The sequence below is a fragment of the Enterobacter sp. BNK-34 genome, assembly GCF_048684445.1.
In the GTDB taxonomy this organism is placed as follows: Bacteria; Pseudomonadota; Gammaproteobacteria; order Enterobacterales; family Enterobacteriaceae; genus Enterobacter; species Enterobacter pseudoroggenkampii.
In genome coordinates this window covers 1,633,336-1,646,786 of the sequence record NZ_JBLQUA010000001.1, presented here as the reverse complement: position 1 = coordinate 1,646,786, position 13,451 = coordinate 1,633,336, and the positions used below count along the sequence as shown (strand labels likewise).

The 13,451-nt window shown below is 54.2% G+C and carries 14 protein-coding genes; 5 read left to right on the top strand and 9 right to left on the bottom strand.

Annotated elements, in window-relative coordinates; translation table 11 throughout:
* Nucleotides 1–41: 41 nt before the first annotated feature.
* The 3 genes from ACMGG5_RS08085 to ACMGG5_RS08075 all read right to left on the bottom strand — a co-directional run bounded on the left by ACMGG5_RS08085 (nucleotide 42) and on the right by ACMGG5_RS08075 (nucleotide 2,875).
* Nucleotides 42–869, bottom strand: coding sequence for a hypothetical protein (locus tag ACMGG5_RS08085; protein ID WP_048989475.1), 828 nt, complete (start codon nucleotides 867–869; stop codon nucleotides 42–44).
* Nucleotides 870–894: 25 nt separating this feature from the next.
* The gene (locus ACMGG5_RS08080; protein ID WP_024907308.1) at nucleotides 895–1,305 is read right to left on the bottom strand and encodes a membrane protein; all 411 of its coding nucleotides are present in this window, start codon (nucleotides 1,303–1,305) and stop codon (nucleotides 895–897) included.
* Nucleotides 1,306–1,396: 91 nt separating this feature from the next.
* Nucleotides 1,397–2,875, bottom strand: a complete 1,479-nt coding sequence (locus ACMGG5_RS08075) for a beta-ketoacyl synthase (RefSeq protein WP_420277691.1) — start codon at nucleotides 2,873–2,875, stop codon at nucleotides 1,397–1,399.
* 596 nt (nucleotides 2,876–3,471) lie between these two features.
* Here ACMGG5_RS08075 and ACMGG5_RS08070 point away from each other — a divergent pair.
* The 3 genes from ACMGG5_RS08070 to ACMGG5_RS08060 all read left to right on the top strand — a co-directional run bounded on the left by ACMGG5_RS08070 (nucleotide 3,472) and on the right by ACMGG5_RS08060 (nucleotide 6,430).
* Entirely contained in the window at nucleotides 3,472–4,515 is a 1,044-nt protein-coding gene (locus ACMGG5_RS08070; protein ID WP_228117543.1) for a GlxA family transcriptional regulator, read from the top strand.
* 49 nt (nucleotides 4,516–4,564) lie between these two features.
* Complete coding sequence (locus ACMGG5_RS08065) at nucleotides 4,565–5,389, top strand: AraC family transcriptional regulator (protein WP_024907311.1); 825 nt, start codon at nucleotides 4,565–4,567, stop codon at nucleotides 5,387–5,389.
* A 75-nt stretch (nucleotides 5,390–5,464) separates the two neighbouring features.
* Nucleotides 5,465–6,430 (top strand): DMT family transporter, encoded by a 966-nt coding sequence (locus ACMGG5_RS08060; protein WP_048989480.1) that lies wholly within the window; start codon nucleotides 5,465–5,467, stop codon nucleotides 6,428–6,430.
* A gap of 37 nt (nucleotides 6,431–6,467) precedes the next feature.
* On the opposite strand, the gene ACMGG5_RS08055 is transcribed toward ACMGG5_RS08060, so the two are convergent.
* Nucleotides 6,468–8,117 carry a methyl-accepting chemotaxis protein gene (locus ACMGG5_RS08055; protein WP_061716087.1) on the bottom strand — a complete coding sequence of 550 codons (1,650 nt, stop codon included), beginning with the start codon at nucleotides 8,115–8,117 and terminating at the stop codon, nucleotides 6,468–6,470.
* Between the two features lie 243 nt (nucleotides 8,118–8,360).
* Here ACMGG5_RS08055 and ytfE point away from each other — a divergent pair, with 243 nt between their 5' ends.
* Nucleotides 8,361–9,023, top strand: coding sequence for an iron-sulfur cluster repair protein YtfE (ytfE, locus tag ACMGG5_RS08050; RefSeq protein ID WP_024907314.1), 663 nt, complete (start codon nucleotides 8,361–8,363; stop codon nucleotides 9,021–9,023).
* A gap of 96 nt (nucleotides 9,024–9,119) precedes the next feature.
* Here ytfE and cycA read toward each other — a convergent pair whose 3' ends face one another.
* A complete protein-coding gene (gene cycA / locus ACMGG5_RS08045) occupies nucleotides 9,120–10,529 on the bottom strand; it encodes a D-serine/D-alanine/glycine transporter (protein ID WP_024907315.1) in 1,410 nt (469 codons plus the stop codon).
* A gap of 311 nt (nucleotides 10,530–10,840) precedes the next feature.
* Entirely contained in the window at nucleotides 10,841–11,461 is a 621-nt protein-coding gene (fklB, locus tag ACMGG5_RS08040; protein ID WP_008502892.1) for an FKBP-type peptidyl-prolyl cis-trans isomerase, read from the bottom strand.
* Nucleotides 11,462–11,694: 233 nt separating this feature from the next.
* Here fklB and ACMGG5_RS08035 point away from each other — a divergent pair, with 233 nt between their 5' ends.
* Complete coding sequence (locus ACMGG5_RS08035) at nucleotides 11,695–12,339, top strand: OapA family protein (protein WP_048989485.1); 645 nt, start codon at nucleotides 11,695–11,697, stop codon at nucleotides 12,337–12,339.
* A 68-nt stretch (nucleotides 12,340–12,407) separates the two neighbouring features.
* On the opposite strand, the gene rplI is transcribed toward ACMGG5_RS08035, so the two are convergent.
* Genes rplI through priB form a run of 3 tightly spaced genes read right to left on the bottom strand, consistent with a single transcriptional unit; the run spans nucleotide 12,408 to nucleotide 13,445 of the window.
* Complete coding sequence (gene rplI, locus ACMGG5_RS08030) at nucleotides 12,408–12,857, bottom strand: 50S ribosomal protein L9 (protein WP_023310148.1); 450 nt, start codon at nucleotides 12,855–12,857, stop codon at nucleotides 12,408–12,410.
* 41 nt (nucleotides 12,858–12,898) lie between these two features.
* Entirely contained in the window at nucleotides 12,899–13,126 is a 228-nt protein-coding gene (gene rpsR / locus ACMGG5_RS08025) for a 30S ribosomal protein S18 (RefSeq protein ID WP_000135199.1), read from the bottom strand.
* Between the two features lie 4 nt (nucleotides 13,127–13,130).
* Nucleotides 13,131–13,445: a primosomal replication protein N gene (gene priB / locus ACMGG5_RS08020; RefSeq protein ID WP_008502895.1), complete on the bottom strand. Its 315-nt coding sequence runs from the start codon at nucleotides 13,443–13,445 to the stop codon at nucleotides 13,131–13,133.
* Nucleotides 13,446–13,451 lie beyond the last annotated feature (6 nt).

Here is a 13,451-nt window from a genome sequence, read left to right as displayed (position 1 = left end):
TAATTCGCTCTATATTTTCAAATGTAATGAGGGTGAAAAGATTATTTTCCGGCGCGGCCAGCCAGCAGATCGTTACAGAAGTCGTTCCAGACCTTCAGCCACAGCTCGACGCGCTGTTCCATCTCGGCGTAGCGGTCTTCCGTCAGCGCCTGGCAGAACAGGATCCATGCATCTTCGGAGTGACCATCTTCAATGGACTCTCCCGTTTCGCTTTCTACATGGATGCTGTGATAGCCCTTCGTGACGTCAATATCCGTTGCTTTATCAACACCTTTTGCCCACGGCGTGGCGAAGTCATGGAAGACGGTCTCGGCCACGGCCAGCAAACCCACCAGCTGGGTATAGTCGCCATAGGCATTCTCGAAGGTTGCGCGGCAGGCCAGAGAGCTGGACATCGGCAGCCAGGATTTCACCTCGTGCTCCGTCATCCCCAGCTGCTGGATGGTCGTAAAGAATTGCACGTAGTGCGCCAGCGCGGGCTGGCCGTTGTAATTGCCCTCGGCGTCTTCGCCAGGGTGGAAGCCCAGCTCATCCAGCAGGTTGATTTGCAGCAGAAAACGGGCCGCCATTTTCGCCTGCGCGCCCAGCGGCGCTTCCAGCTGTTTCGCCGCGCTTAACGCTTCAATAACGGCATCGGTAAAGACTTGCGCAAACGCGTGATAAAATTCCAGATGGAATACGCGCATCTGTTGAATATCAACTTCGCCGCTGTTCATTTTTGCCAAAATAGGGCTGCGCATCAGCGGATGGGATTCAATCCGGTCAATAAGCCTGTTGGCAAAGGCGCGGTTTTCGGTATAAACGTGCTTATCTACGGTCGCGACAATAGCGTCCCGACCCAGCTGGCGGGTATTCAGTAACGTTTTCATTTTTATTTCTCAGGTAGGTGATAGTTTACAGGGCGGAAACCCTGCCAATTGCCATTACAACTAACGCATACATTCCACAGCTAAACGGTATAACCTGCACATATTTAAATGGCAGATAAAAACACGATGCAATCAGCAGAACCGGAATACCCACCGAAAGTATCATCATGCAAATAACGGCATAATATTTATAGGTATAAGACACGGCGAGGTCATCAATACACATGCCATAAAGCATGGATATTAACGGCAGCATAATAAAGGCAATATGTGCCAGCCTTAACATTCTGCGATTTAAATCGGTATAGTTTTCATGTCCTTTGGGTGCGCGAAACGGTCCCTTAAAAGCGTACATCCCCATTAACCCACCCATCATTATGCCGACGACAATACCGCTCCAGCCAAAGGCAATCAGTATTGCACTGAGATTAGCCACTTTCTTTCTCCTGTTTAGTGGTGCACAAAGGTAAGGCGCCTGAGAAAATACAAGCACCTTTATTTATTAAAAATAAAATCAAATATAACGATTAAAAATCCGGGTATTCTTTATCCGTCGCGTATGTAATCGGTTTTTCAAATCCAGGAATGGTGATGCCATTCATATCAATCTTAATATCTTCCTCATTTATCCCCTGCTGGCCAAACAGATAAATGACATTGAGTTCACCCTGCGAAGCCGCCTCATCGTACGCGTTAGCCTGACGTCGCACCTGGCGGTTACGCTGCTGATACTCCGCAAACACCGCGTCCCCATAGCGTTTGCGCAACCATTGATGGGTAAGCTTTGGCGAGTAAACCACCCCCGTGGCATTATTACCGCCAAAGCCTTTTGAATTTATAAAGGCAATCTGCCCCTGGCCTTCCTCTAATTTGCAGTCCTGAACAGGTATGGTTAAGCGTGCGTTGTTCACCTGTGGCGCAATGTGCGACACGCTTTTAATTCCCGGCAAAATACCATAGCGGAAGACGCCGAGGCAGCTGATGAGCTGGTCGCCGCTGGCGGGCCCCAGGGAGTGACCAAGATACGATTTCACCGCCGTCACCGGCCAGTCGCGAATCGAAAAGGCTTGCGCAACGCGGTCAAAAATATCCGCCTCGGAGACGCAATTCTTAGGCGTGCTTGAACCGTGCGCCTGAATAAACGATCCCTTCTGCACCGTCTCTATCCCCGCCATCGATACCGCTGAGGCTACCGCTTTCGCCATGGTGATGTAGTTCCCCGGCCCCGGTGACGCGATAGAACGCTTAAAGCCGTCAGCGTTGATGAAGACATTCCCCACCGAACCGTGGATCTCTGCCCCAAGCTGCAGCGCCAGCTCGTCGTCCATTAACACGACGTACTGGCTGGATTCTGCGATCACAAAACCGCAGCTGTTGCCAAACGGGCGGCTGCTGTTGCGCCAGTCGGCCGTATCCGTTTCATCAATATGCTTAAGCTTGCTCTCCGTTGCCAGGGCGCCCATGGCATCGAATCCTTCAATCACCTCTGAGGTGACCGGCGCTTCGGCGCTGCCCACAACGGCAACGCGAATGCGCCCCGCTTTAATATCTTCAACTGCCGCATTCAGGTTATACAGAAACGTGGCGCATGCCCCCAGCATGGCGCTGGTATGACCGACGCTACCCAGCACATACGCATTGAGGAAATCGGCGCACATGCTGTTCAGGCCCAGCGGACACTGTTTGGCGCTGACGCGATGACCTTTCAGGCGCGACTGGAGCATACCGCCAAAGCCATAATCGTCGAGCTGTCCCATGATATTGCCCGAATAGACCCCGAGCTGATCCGGCGTGATGTTGGCCTGTATCTCTCGCCACGGGATCCCCAGGGCGTTGATGGCGTCTGACGCTCCGACAATCGCCATTTGTAGCGCCCGCGGATGGAACTGCGAATTGTAATGGTCACCCGGGCGGAATCCCTGCGGCAGTAAACCCGCAGCCTGAACCTCCGTGCGCAACAATGCCTCAATTTTACAGTCCATCTCTCCCTTAACGGTAATACGCACACGCTGATCCGCTAATTCTTCAACGTGCCATCCCGCCGGTAAGGGTTGAGGTAATTGTCTGGAAGATATATTAAAACTGAATCCTTCTTCGCCTGAAACCATATTCAATTTTGCATGGCTGACGATAGCATCGACATCAAAATAGTCGCGCGTAATTTTTCGGATAAGGGTTCCCTCAAGCGCCTCGTCTTTTATCTTCGCGGCAGCCTGAGCAGGTGTAAATCTTTTACCGGAAATGTCGCAATATCCGCCCTCATCATATTTAAGCACGCCCATCAGAATGGCTAACGATAATAACGTCGCTTGCCTTTCCTCTTCCGATAATGACTCAATAATCATTCGACGAAATGCATGATGTGAAGAACTACGACCAGCTGGACCATAGCCGCCAAAAGCCGTTATTACGGGTAATTTCGCCATAATTCATCCTGTAGTGGTCGTGGATTTATTTTGTTAAGTAAGTGCGATAATTTCAGATATTAGTTTACAAATTACCAACAAAAGCTAATATGAAAATCCAGCCAAAATGCTGACTTTTTTGGCCAGGACAACGATGAGCTACCAAAAATAATAGTCAAAACAGGTATTAATCAAAAATGACAAATACACAAATAGGATTTGTGTTATGTGAACGCATGCTAAGTTCCGGTCTCAGTCTTCCGATTGAAATGTGGAAAGCCGCAGCCAGTAGCTATTTAGCCGAGCAAAAAACAACATCCCACGCAGACACGCACAAACCGGAGACGTCTTCATTCAGGCTCTGTCGTCCGGAGAATATACTGAAAGTTCATACTATTGGCATAAATAACGAGCCCATCCTGACGCACAGTGGCTTCAGCATTACCGCCGATACTACCCTTGCCGCAGACAGGCACTATGACGTTATCTATCTTCCCGCCCTGTGGCGCAATCCTCGCGCGGTGGTCAGACAACAGCCTGAACTCCTGGCATGGCTTAGCGAACAGGCGGCGCGAGGGACCCGCATCGCGGCCGTCGGAACGGGCTGCTGTTTCCTGGCGGAGTCGGGATTGCTCAACGGGAAACCCGCCACCACCCACTGGCACTACTTCAAACAGTTCTCGCGCGACTACCCCAACGTAAAATTACAAACCAAACATTTTCTCACGCAGGCCGATAATATTTACTGTGCCGCCAGCGTCAAAGCCCTCTCAGATCTGACCATCCATTTCATCGAAACGATATACGGGAAACGCGTAGCCACACATACCCAGCGGACCTTTTTCCATGAAATTCGAAGTCAGTTCGATCGCCAGTGTTACAGTGAAGAAAACAAACCGCATCCGGATGAAGATATTGTTCAAATTCAAATCTGGATAAAAGCAAACTGCGCCTCGGATATATCTATGCAAAATCTTGCCGATATGGCTGGCATGAGTTTGCGCAACTTCAACCGTCGCTTTAAAAATGCCACCGACATGTCCCCCCTGCAGTATTTATTAACCGCCAGAATTGAATCCGCCATGACGATGCTGCAATCCACCAATCTGAGCATTCAGGAGATCGCCAATGCGGTTGGATATCAGGATATTGCGCACTTTAACCGCCAGTTTAAGCATAAAACCACGGTGTCACCGGGGGATTATCGTAAGACGGTCCGGGCAAAGATGTTTAGTGCATAAACTCCGGTCATCTCTGATAATAAAATAGATGACCGCGAGGAGGCTCACCGTGCAAGGCGTACCGGAACAGTTTAATGATGAAAGAGACAGCGCGCGCTTTCGCCATCTGGCGCAGCTGCCGGGCCTGGAGCTTTATCATGCCCATATTTCTGACTACGCCTTTGAGCCTCACACCCATGAAGCCTTCGGGATCGGCACGATTGAAACCGGTGCCGAGCGCTTTCGCTATCGCGGGACACAGCATCTCGCGGCGGAAAAGTCCGTCGTTACCATGAACCCGGACGAGATCCATACCGGTGAATCCGCCACCGAGGGCGGCTGGCGCTACCGGATGGTCTATATCGAACCCGACCTGCTGGAAGAGGTGACCGGCCTCCGGCACTGGTGGTTTAGCGACGTAACGCGTCATGACCCGCTGCGCTCGCAGCAAATCGGCAGGCTCATTTACGGCCTGTGGCACACGGACGATCCGCTTGCGCAAAAAGGATTACTGCTGGATCTGATTGAGACCTTCCAGCCGTTTGCCCATCACGCGCCGCGGGTTCAGGAAGGCGCGCACCGCTTTGAACGGGTACGCGAGTATCTGCACGACAACTATATGCGCGCTCTGACGCTGGACGAGCTGGCCAGCGTCGTTTCACTCAGCCCGTATCATTTCCAGCGCCAGTTCAAAGCCCATTTTCACGTGACGCCACATCAGATGCTGATGGCCATTCGCCTCTGGCGCGCCAAAGCGTTCCTCACGCACGGCATGCCCGCGGCAGAGGTCGCCGCCGCAACCGGGCTGACCGATCAGTCGCATCTGACCCGCGCGTTTACCCACCGCTACGGCATTACCCCCGTGCGCTACCAGAAGCAGGTCACCCGGCGCTAATGCGCAACCTCATACAATACGCGCGCATTTGCCCCTCCTACACTGAGAACAGCGTAAATACCTGTGGATGGAAAAATGATTAGTGGAGTGTTGTATGCCCTGCTGGCCGGGATGATGTGGGGGCTGATTTTTGTCGGCCCGCTGATCGTACCCGAGTATCCGGCAATACTGCAGTCGACCGGCCGTTATCTGGCGCTGGGGCTGATTGCCCTGCCCCTGGCGTGGCTGGGACGGGCGCGCTTGCGTCAGCTCAGCCGTCAGGACTGGGGGACCGCGCTGGCGCTGACCATGATGGGCAATCTCATCTATTACGTTTGCCTCGCGAGTGCCATTCAGCGTACCGGTGCGCCAGTATCGACCATGATTATCGGCACGCTGCCGGTCGTCATCCCCGTCTTTGCTAACCTGCTCTACAGCCACCGCGATGGCAAACTGGCGTGGTCAAAAATGGCACCGGCGCTGATCTGCACCGCCCTGGGGCTGATATGCGTCAATATTGCCGAGCTGCGTCATGGGCAGGCGGATGTTGACCTGTGGCGTTACGGTTCTGGCATTCTGCTGGCGTTCATTTCCGTGGCGTGCTGGGCATGGTATGCCCTGCGCAATGCGCGCTGGCTGCGGGAGAACCCGGACAAGCATCCGATGATGTGGGCAACGGCGCAGGCGCTGGTCACGCTGCCCGTATCCGTCGTGGGGTATCTCGGCGCATGCCTCTGGCTGGGCCATCAGCAGCCGAACTTCACCCAGCCCTTCGGGCCAAGACCGTGGGTGTTTATCGGCCTGATGGTGGCGATTGCGGTGCTGTGTTCATGGGTGGGCGCGCTGTGCTGGAACATTGCCAGCCAGAAGCTGCCGACGGTGATCTTAGGGCCGCTGATTGTCTTCGAAACCCTGGCCGGACTGCTTTATACCTTCCTGATGCGCCAGAGCGTACCGCCGTTATTCACGGCCTGCGGGATCGCGCTGTTGGTCATAGGGGTGGTGATGGCGGTAAGAGCGAAGCCGGAAAAACCACGGGTTATTCCGGCTTCGGAGATGTAATTTTTGCCGGGTGGCGTAGCCGCCCCCCGGCAAGCCCTTAAAACGTTTCCCAGTTCCCTTCTGACGCCGCGGCTACAGGCTGCGATTTTGGCACATAGGTTTTCACTGGTGCCGCTTTAACCGCCTGATTGCGGGTGATTTTGAACACCGCGACCGCTTCGTTCAGGCGTGCAGCCTGATCTTCCAGCGCCGCCGCCGCGGCCGCAGACTCCTCCACCAGCGAGGCGTTCTGCTGGGTCACGCGGTCCATCTCGGCTACCGCCTGGCCCACCTGGTCGATACCGCGGCTCTGCTCGTCAGAGGCCGAGGCAATTTCGCCCATGATGTCGGTGACGCGGGTAACCGCATTGACGATCTCGGCCATCGTGGCGCCGGCTTCGTTAACCAGCTGCGAGCCCGCGTTCACGCGCTCACCGGAATCATCAATAAGCGCTTTGATCTCTTTCGCCGCCTGAGCGCTGCGCTGCGCGAGGGTACGCACTTCCCCGGCCACCACCGCAAAACCGCGGCCCTGCTCGCCCGCGCGCGCCGCTTCTACCGCCGCGTTCAGCGCCAGAATGTTCGTCTGGAAGGCAATACCGTCGATCACGTTAGTAATTTGCGCGATTTTGCTGGAACTGGTGGCGATCTCATCCATCGTACGTACGACGCCTTCAACCACGTTACCGCCCTTCTTCGCCGTTGAGGAGGCGTCCAGCGCCAGACGGGACGCCTGACGCGCGTTATCGGCGTTCTGCTTCACGGTTGCTGTCAGCTGTTCCATGCTGGCTGCCGTTTCTTCAAGAGAAGCGGCCTGCTGCTCGGTACGGGAAGAGAGATCGTTACTGCCCGCAGAGATTTCGCCTGCACCGGTGTAAATCGTATCTGCGCCTTCACGCACCACGCCCACCGTGTTCGCCAGCGAGGTTTGCATCTCCTGAACGTTGCGCGCCAGGATGGCCATCTCATTTTTACCGTCAGCCTGAATCGGCTGGGTTAAATCCCCTGCCGCAATGGCGCGAATATGGTTAATCACCTCTTCCAGCGGCAGCAGCAGCACGCGACGCATAGCAATCCAGCTGGAGATAATCACCACAATCACCAGCAGCATGACCGCAGAGAGGATCCACAGGATGCGCTTGTAATCACTTTCGTTATCCTGAATGCCTTTATCGGTGAGCGCGGCCTGCGCTTCACGCCATTCACGATAAACCGCCTGCATCGCGTTTTGTTTTTGTTCGGCATTCTGCTTGAACATATCTTCCAGATTGCCCTGGCTCAGCAGAACGTTCATTTGGGTCAGCGTTGTAGAGTAATTACGGTACTGCTCCTCAAGGCGATTCGTCAGGTTCTCATCCAGGCCTGGCGTATTCGGCAAGGCATAGTATTTATCGTAATGAACCTGCGCTTCAGTCAGCAGATTTTTCGCCGTCGTCACCAGCTCATTCAGCTGACCGCCGTTAATTTGCGAGGCCATGCTGCTTTGCAGGCGCAGCATCCCGCGGTTCAGGGTGACGCGCGCCTGGTTCAGACTGATCCACGCATCGGTAAACTCCGCCACGTTCTTGCTGGAGAGCTGCGCCACGGTGAAGTTGTCTTTATCGTTGTTCAGGGCGTTGATAAAGATACCGGCGGAAATCACTTGCATGATGCCGAGCACGAGCAGCACCGAAATCAAAAGGGTAATGACTTTTATACGTTTAAACATGCGTTGCCTTTGTTATATGCAGGTTTGTCTGACGTGGATATATCGGCAGGCGCAGCGGGTTGTTTACTGTTTCTCCACCTTTAAAAAGTTTCGAAACCACTTTCCTGAGCCCATTCAGAGAGTTAAATCGGATATTTTTTGTGATCTGCATCTCACTTTTTCCCGTCCCTCTAAAGGGTTATAGCGCCGGCTTAAAGATGCATTTAATATGCATCTTATATTATTGATGACGAGGTAACTGCTATGGCCTTTCGCGACCAACCCCTTGGCGAGCTGGCGCTCTCCATTCCTCGCGCTTCTGCGCTGTTCCGTAAATACGATATGGATTACTGCTGCGGCGGTAAGCAAACCCTGGCGCGTGCGGCTTCACGCAAAGAGCTGGACGTTGAGGTGATTGAAGCCGAGCTGGCGCAGCTGGCCGAGCAGCCCGTCGACAAAGACTGGCGAACCGCTCCGCTCGCGGAAATCATCGACCATATCCTCGTGCGATACCATGACCGTCACCGTGAACAGCTGCCGGAGCTGATCCTGCAGGCGACCAAAGTCGAGCGCGTCCATGCCGACAAACCTTCGGTACCGCGCGGTCTGGCAAAGTACCTGACCCTGCTGCACGAAGAGCTTTCCAGCCACATGATGAAAGAAGAGCAGATCCTCTTCCCGATGATTAAACAGGGAATGGGAAGCCAGGCGATGGGACCCATCAGCGTGATGGAAAGCGAGCACGATGACGCGGGTGAACTGCTGGAAGTGATCAAACACACCACCCACAACGTCACGCCGCCGCCAGAAGCGTGCACAACGTGGAAAGCGATGTACAACGGCATTAACGAAACGATCGACGACCTGATGGAACACATCAGTCTTGAGAACAACGTTTTGTTCCCGCGGGCTTTAGCGGGGGAATAAAAAAGGCCGCTGCGGCCTGATGCCCTCACCCCGACCCTCTCCCACAGGGAGAGGGTGCAAAAACTAAAAACGGCAACTGACGTTGCCGTTTTGCTTTTACCTTACGCCTGCCATCCGTTTCTTACCGATAAACACCCAGCCCAGCCCCAGCGCGATAAACCACAGCGGCGTGACGATGAGTGCCTGACGGGTATCATCTTCCAGCGTCAGCAGAACCAGCACGAAGACGAAGAACGCCATGCACACCCAGCACATCAGCTTGCCCAGCGGCATCTTGTAGATCGATTTTTCATGCAGGTGTGGACGCTGCTTGCGGTACACCAGGTATGAACAGAGGATGATGGTCCAGACGAACATAAACAGGATCGCAGAGACCGTGGTGATCATGGTGAACGCGCCAATCACGCTTGGGTTCACGTAGAGCATCACCACACCGCCCAGCAGACACATGCAGGAGAAGGTCAACCCTTTTGCCGGTACCGCACGCTTAGAGAGCTTGGCGAACGCGCTCGGCGCCACGCCTTCCTGCGCCAGACCAAACAGCATACGGCTGGTGGAGAATACGCCGCTGTTGGCAGACGAGGCAGCAGAGGTCAGCACCACGAAGTTAATCAGGCTCGCGGCAGCAGGCAGGCCTACCAGCACGAACAGCTCGACGAACGGGCTCTTGGTAGGTACCACGGAGCTCCACGGCGTCACGGACATAATGATGACCAGCGCGAAGACGTAGAACATGATGATACGCACCGGAATGGAGTTGATGGCGCGCGGCAGGGACTTCTCCGGATCTTTGGTTTCCGCAGCGGTCGTTCCGACAAGCTCAATCCCCACAAACGCGAACACCGCAATCTGGAAACCAGCAAAGAAGCCGCTGATGCCTTTCGGGAACCAGCCGCCGTCATTCCACAGATGGGTAAACGACGCCTGAACGCCGGTTGGTGACTGGAAGTGGGTAAGCACCATTACCAGGCCCACCACGATGAGCCCAACAATGGCCACGATTTTGATCATCGCAAACCAGAACTCCATCTCACCGAACATTTTGACGGTGGCGAGGTTCAGGCTCAGCAGCAGCACAATAACCGCCAGCGAGGCCACCCAGTCCGACAGCCCCGGGAACCAGAACTGCGCATAGGCGGTAATCGCCACGACGTCCGCCATACCGGTGACGACCCAGCAGAACCAGTAGGTCCAGCCGGTAAAATAGCCCGCCCATGGACCGAGCAGGTCTGAAGCGAAGTCGCTGAAGGATTTGTATTCAAGGTTCGAGAGCAGCAGTTCACCCATTGCACGCATCACGAAGAACAGCATAAAACCGATAATCATATAAACGAATATGATTGACGGTCCGGCGAGACTGATGGTTTTGCCTGACCCCATAAACAGCCCGGTACCGATGGCACCCCCAATCGCAATGAGCTGAATATGACGGTTTGTGAGATTGCGCCGTAGCGACTGTTCGGACGACGCCTCTTCGTCGGCGACGACTTTGACCTGATCTACCATGTGATATTTTCCTGTTTATGCCTGTCTGTGTTGTTAAGGCTCTTCTGGCCTTTAAATACGTCAAAAGATGACGTTCCCTTGTAAGGGCTAATCGATATTAGGTAAGAATCGGCGGGATGAATACTATGATTTAGATATTATGTTAATAATATGTTGAAAGTGAGTGTCATATCACTCATACAGCGCGAAACAGCTCACAAAAATACACGCAACAGTTTCGTTTGCAAGATAAAATGTTGATAGCACCGTAACTATAGGTTTTTACACTATTTTCCTCTCCCCAACCGGGGAGAGGAAATAAGAAAAGTCGATTACAGAATTTCCAGCAGCTCGACTTCAAAGACCAGGGTGCTGAATGGCGGGATGGACGCGCCAGCGCCGCGCTCGCCGTAGGCCAGGTTATGCGGGATAGTCAGTTCCCATTTGGAACCCACTGGCATCAGGGTCAGGGCTTCGATCCAGCCTGCGATAACGCCATTTACCGGGAACTCAGCCGGTTCGCCGCGCGCCACGGAGCTGTCGAAGACGGTACCGTCGATCAGCTTACCGGTGTAGTGCACGCGAACGTGGTCGGTACGCGCCGGGATTGCGCCGTCGCCCTGATTGATCACGCGGAACTGCAGACCAGACTCGGTGCTGTTCACGCCTTCACGCTCGCGGTTCTCTTCCAGATATTTCACACCTTCGGCGGCCATCTCTTCAAAGCGCGCACGACGCACGGCGTCAGCACGTTCGTGGATTTCACGCAGCGCACGGTGCACGACGTCAACCGGAACGGCAGGCTGTTTGCCTTCCAGCGCGTCAGCGATACCCGCCACCAGCGCTTCTGGTAACAGACCTTCCAGGCCGGATTCGCTCAGCTGCTGTCCTACCTGCAAGCCGATACCGTAACTTGCCTGCGCTTCGATAGTGTCAAAAGTCGGGGTGGTCATGGGTTTTCCTTCCATCACATTTAAAGTAGCGGGCAGCATATCAGCCATGCCCTTATGGGTAAAACTTTGTCTGAAGTTAAGGTGACAAACCGCGACGAAACAGAAACAATAGAGATAACCAGGATTAATCCCGAACTGATGTCACGGATGTCGGGTTTACTACGCCGTTCAGGCAGTTAGCAAACTATACTTCGGGGCACAGGATAAAAAATACGCGGAGCAGGAGGAGTGCCATGCCCGGGCGATTTGAACTGAAACCTACCCTGGCGAAAATCTGGCAGGCGCCGGACAATTTTCGCATCATGGACCCGCTGCCTCCTCTGCATCGCAGAGGGATCATCATTGGTGCGCTGATGGTGATTGTGGGCTTCCTGCTTCCTTCCGGGGGCGATGATGTCGATACCGCCCCCGTCACCCGCAATGCCCAACTGGACATTCAGTCGCAGACGCGGCCGCAGCCTGACGCACAGCCGATGCAGACGCAGCTCGTCTCCCCGTCTAACGATCCGGGTCAGGTTGCGCCGGTTGAGCCAGAACCCATTCAGGATGAACAGCCGCAGGATCAAGCCGCCGCCCCGTCTCAGCCTCAGACGCAGCAGCCCACCGGCATTGAGCAACAGTGGCGCTCCTATCGCGTAGAGCCGGGCAAAACCCTGGCACAGCTGTTCCGCGACCACAACCTGCCGCCAACCGACGTGTATGCCATGGCGAAGGTGGAAGGTGCGGGTAAACCGCTCAGTAACCTGCAGAATGGTCAGATGGTACAGATTCGCCAGAATGCCAGCGGGGTGGTGACAGGGTTAACGATTGATACGGGAAGTGGACAACAGGTACTGTTTACCCGCCAGCCAGACGGCAGTTTTATCAGGGCGCGTTAAGAGCCCGGATCTCTAAAACGCAAAACGCCGGCACAAGGCCGGCATTTCAACGTGAGCAGAGTAAAAAATTACTCAGCTACAACGTTAACAACCAGTTTAGCGAACACTTCGCTGTGAACCTGGAAGTCAACTTCGTGCTCACCAGTGGTACGCAGAACGCCGTTCGGCAGACGAACTTCACTCTTAGCCACTTTAACGCCTGCAGCAGATACTGCATCAGCGATATCGCGGGTACCGATGGAACCGAACAGTTTACCTTCGTCGCCAGATTTAGACGCGATGGTAACGGTGCCCAGTGCGTTGATTGCTTCAGCGCGAGCGTTAGCAGCCGCCAGAACGTCAGCCAGTTTGGCTTCCAGTTCAGCGCGACGTGCTTCGAAAAACTCTACGTTTTTCTTGGTAGCTGGAACAGCTTTACCCTGTGGAACCAGGAAGTTACGTGCGTAACCCGCTTTAACGTTAACCTGATCACCCAGGCTGCCCAGGTTTGCTACTTTATCAAGCAGAATAACTTGCATTACCTTATCCTCTTAAAGTCGTATTAATGGACCGTGCCCGATTACTGATGACGATCAGTGTACGGCAGCAGGGACAGGTAGCGAGCGCGTTTGATAGCGCGAGCCAGCTGACGCTGGTATTTTGCACGAGTACCGGTGATACGGCTTGGGACAATCTTACCGCTTTCGGTGATGTAGTTTTTCAGCGTTGCGATATCTTTATAGTCGATCTCTTGAACGCCTTCCGCGGTGAAACGGCAGAACTTGCGACGACGGAAATAACGTGCCATATGGCTAGTCTCCAGAATCTATCAAATCAATCTGCTCGGCATGCAGAACCATTTTGCTCAGGCCGTTCTTTGCCTTGTGGCAAGAGATGAACCCCTGAACGATTACTGCGCTACCGACCGTTAAACTGTGAGTAATGGCCTGGTTTTCGTGTCCGCTAATAATAACGGGCATTTGGCACCACGCCTGCCGGTGAAACCCGGCTTCCTCTTGCACAGAACGATGCTCAAGCACGAACTGGCAATGCGGAATTCCTGATGGACTGACCTTTCGAAGGGGAGCCCTGCATACGATGCCGGACAACGCCAGACGGTTGGTCATCAGAAA

Coding starts and splice junctions, on each gene's coding strand:
- ACMGG5_RS08085 (WP_048989475.1), bottom strand. CDS start 869: ATGAAAACGTTACTGAATACCCGCCAGCTGGGTCGGGACGCTATTGTC.
- ACMGG5_RS08070 (WP_228117543.1), top strand. CDS start 3,472: ATGACAAATACACAAATAGGATTTGTGTTATGTGAACGCATGCTAAGT.
- ACMGG5_RS08060 (WP_048989480.1), top strand. CDS start 5,465: ATGATTAGTGGAGTGTTGTATGCCCTGCTGGCCGGGATGATGTGGGGG.
- ACMGG5_RS08055 (WP_061716087.1), bottom strand. CDS start 8,117: ATGTTTAAACGTATAAAAGTCATTACCCTTTTGATTTCGGTGCTGCTC.
- ytfE (WP_024907314.1), top strand. CDS start 8,361: ATGGCCTTTCGCGACCAACCCCTTGGCGAGCTGGCGCTCTCCATTCCT.
- cycA (WP_024907315.1), bottom strand. CDS start 10,529: ATGGTAGATCAGGTCAAAGTCGTCGCCGACGAAGAGGCGTCGTCCGAA.
- fklB (WP_008502892.1), bottom strand. CDS start 11,461: ATGACCACCCCGACTTTTGACACTATCGAAGCGCAGGCAAGTTACGGT.
- ACMGG5_RS08035 (WP_048989485.1), top strand. CDS start 11,695: ATGCCCGGGCGATTTGAACTGAAACCTACCCTGGCGAAAATCTGGCAG.
- rplI (WP_023310148.1), bottom strand. CDS start 12,857: ATGCAAGTTATTCTGCTTGATAAAGTAGCAAACCTGGGCAGCCTGGGT.
- rpsR (WP_000135199.1), bottom strand. CDS start 13,126: ATGGCACGTTATTTCCGTCGTCGCAAGTTCTGCCGTTTCACCGCGGAA.
- priB (WP_008502895.1), bottom strand. CDS start 13,445: ATGACCAACCGTCTGGCGTTGTCCGGCATCGTATGCAGGGCTCCCCTT.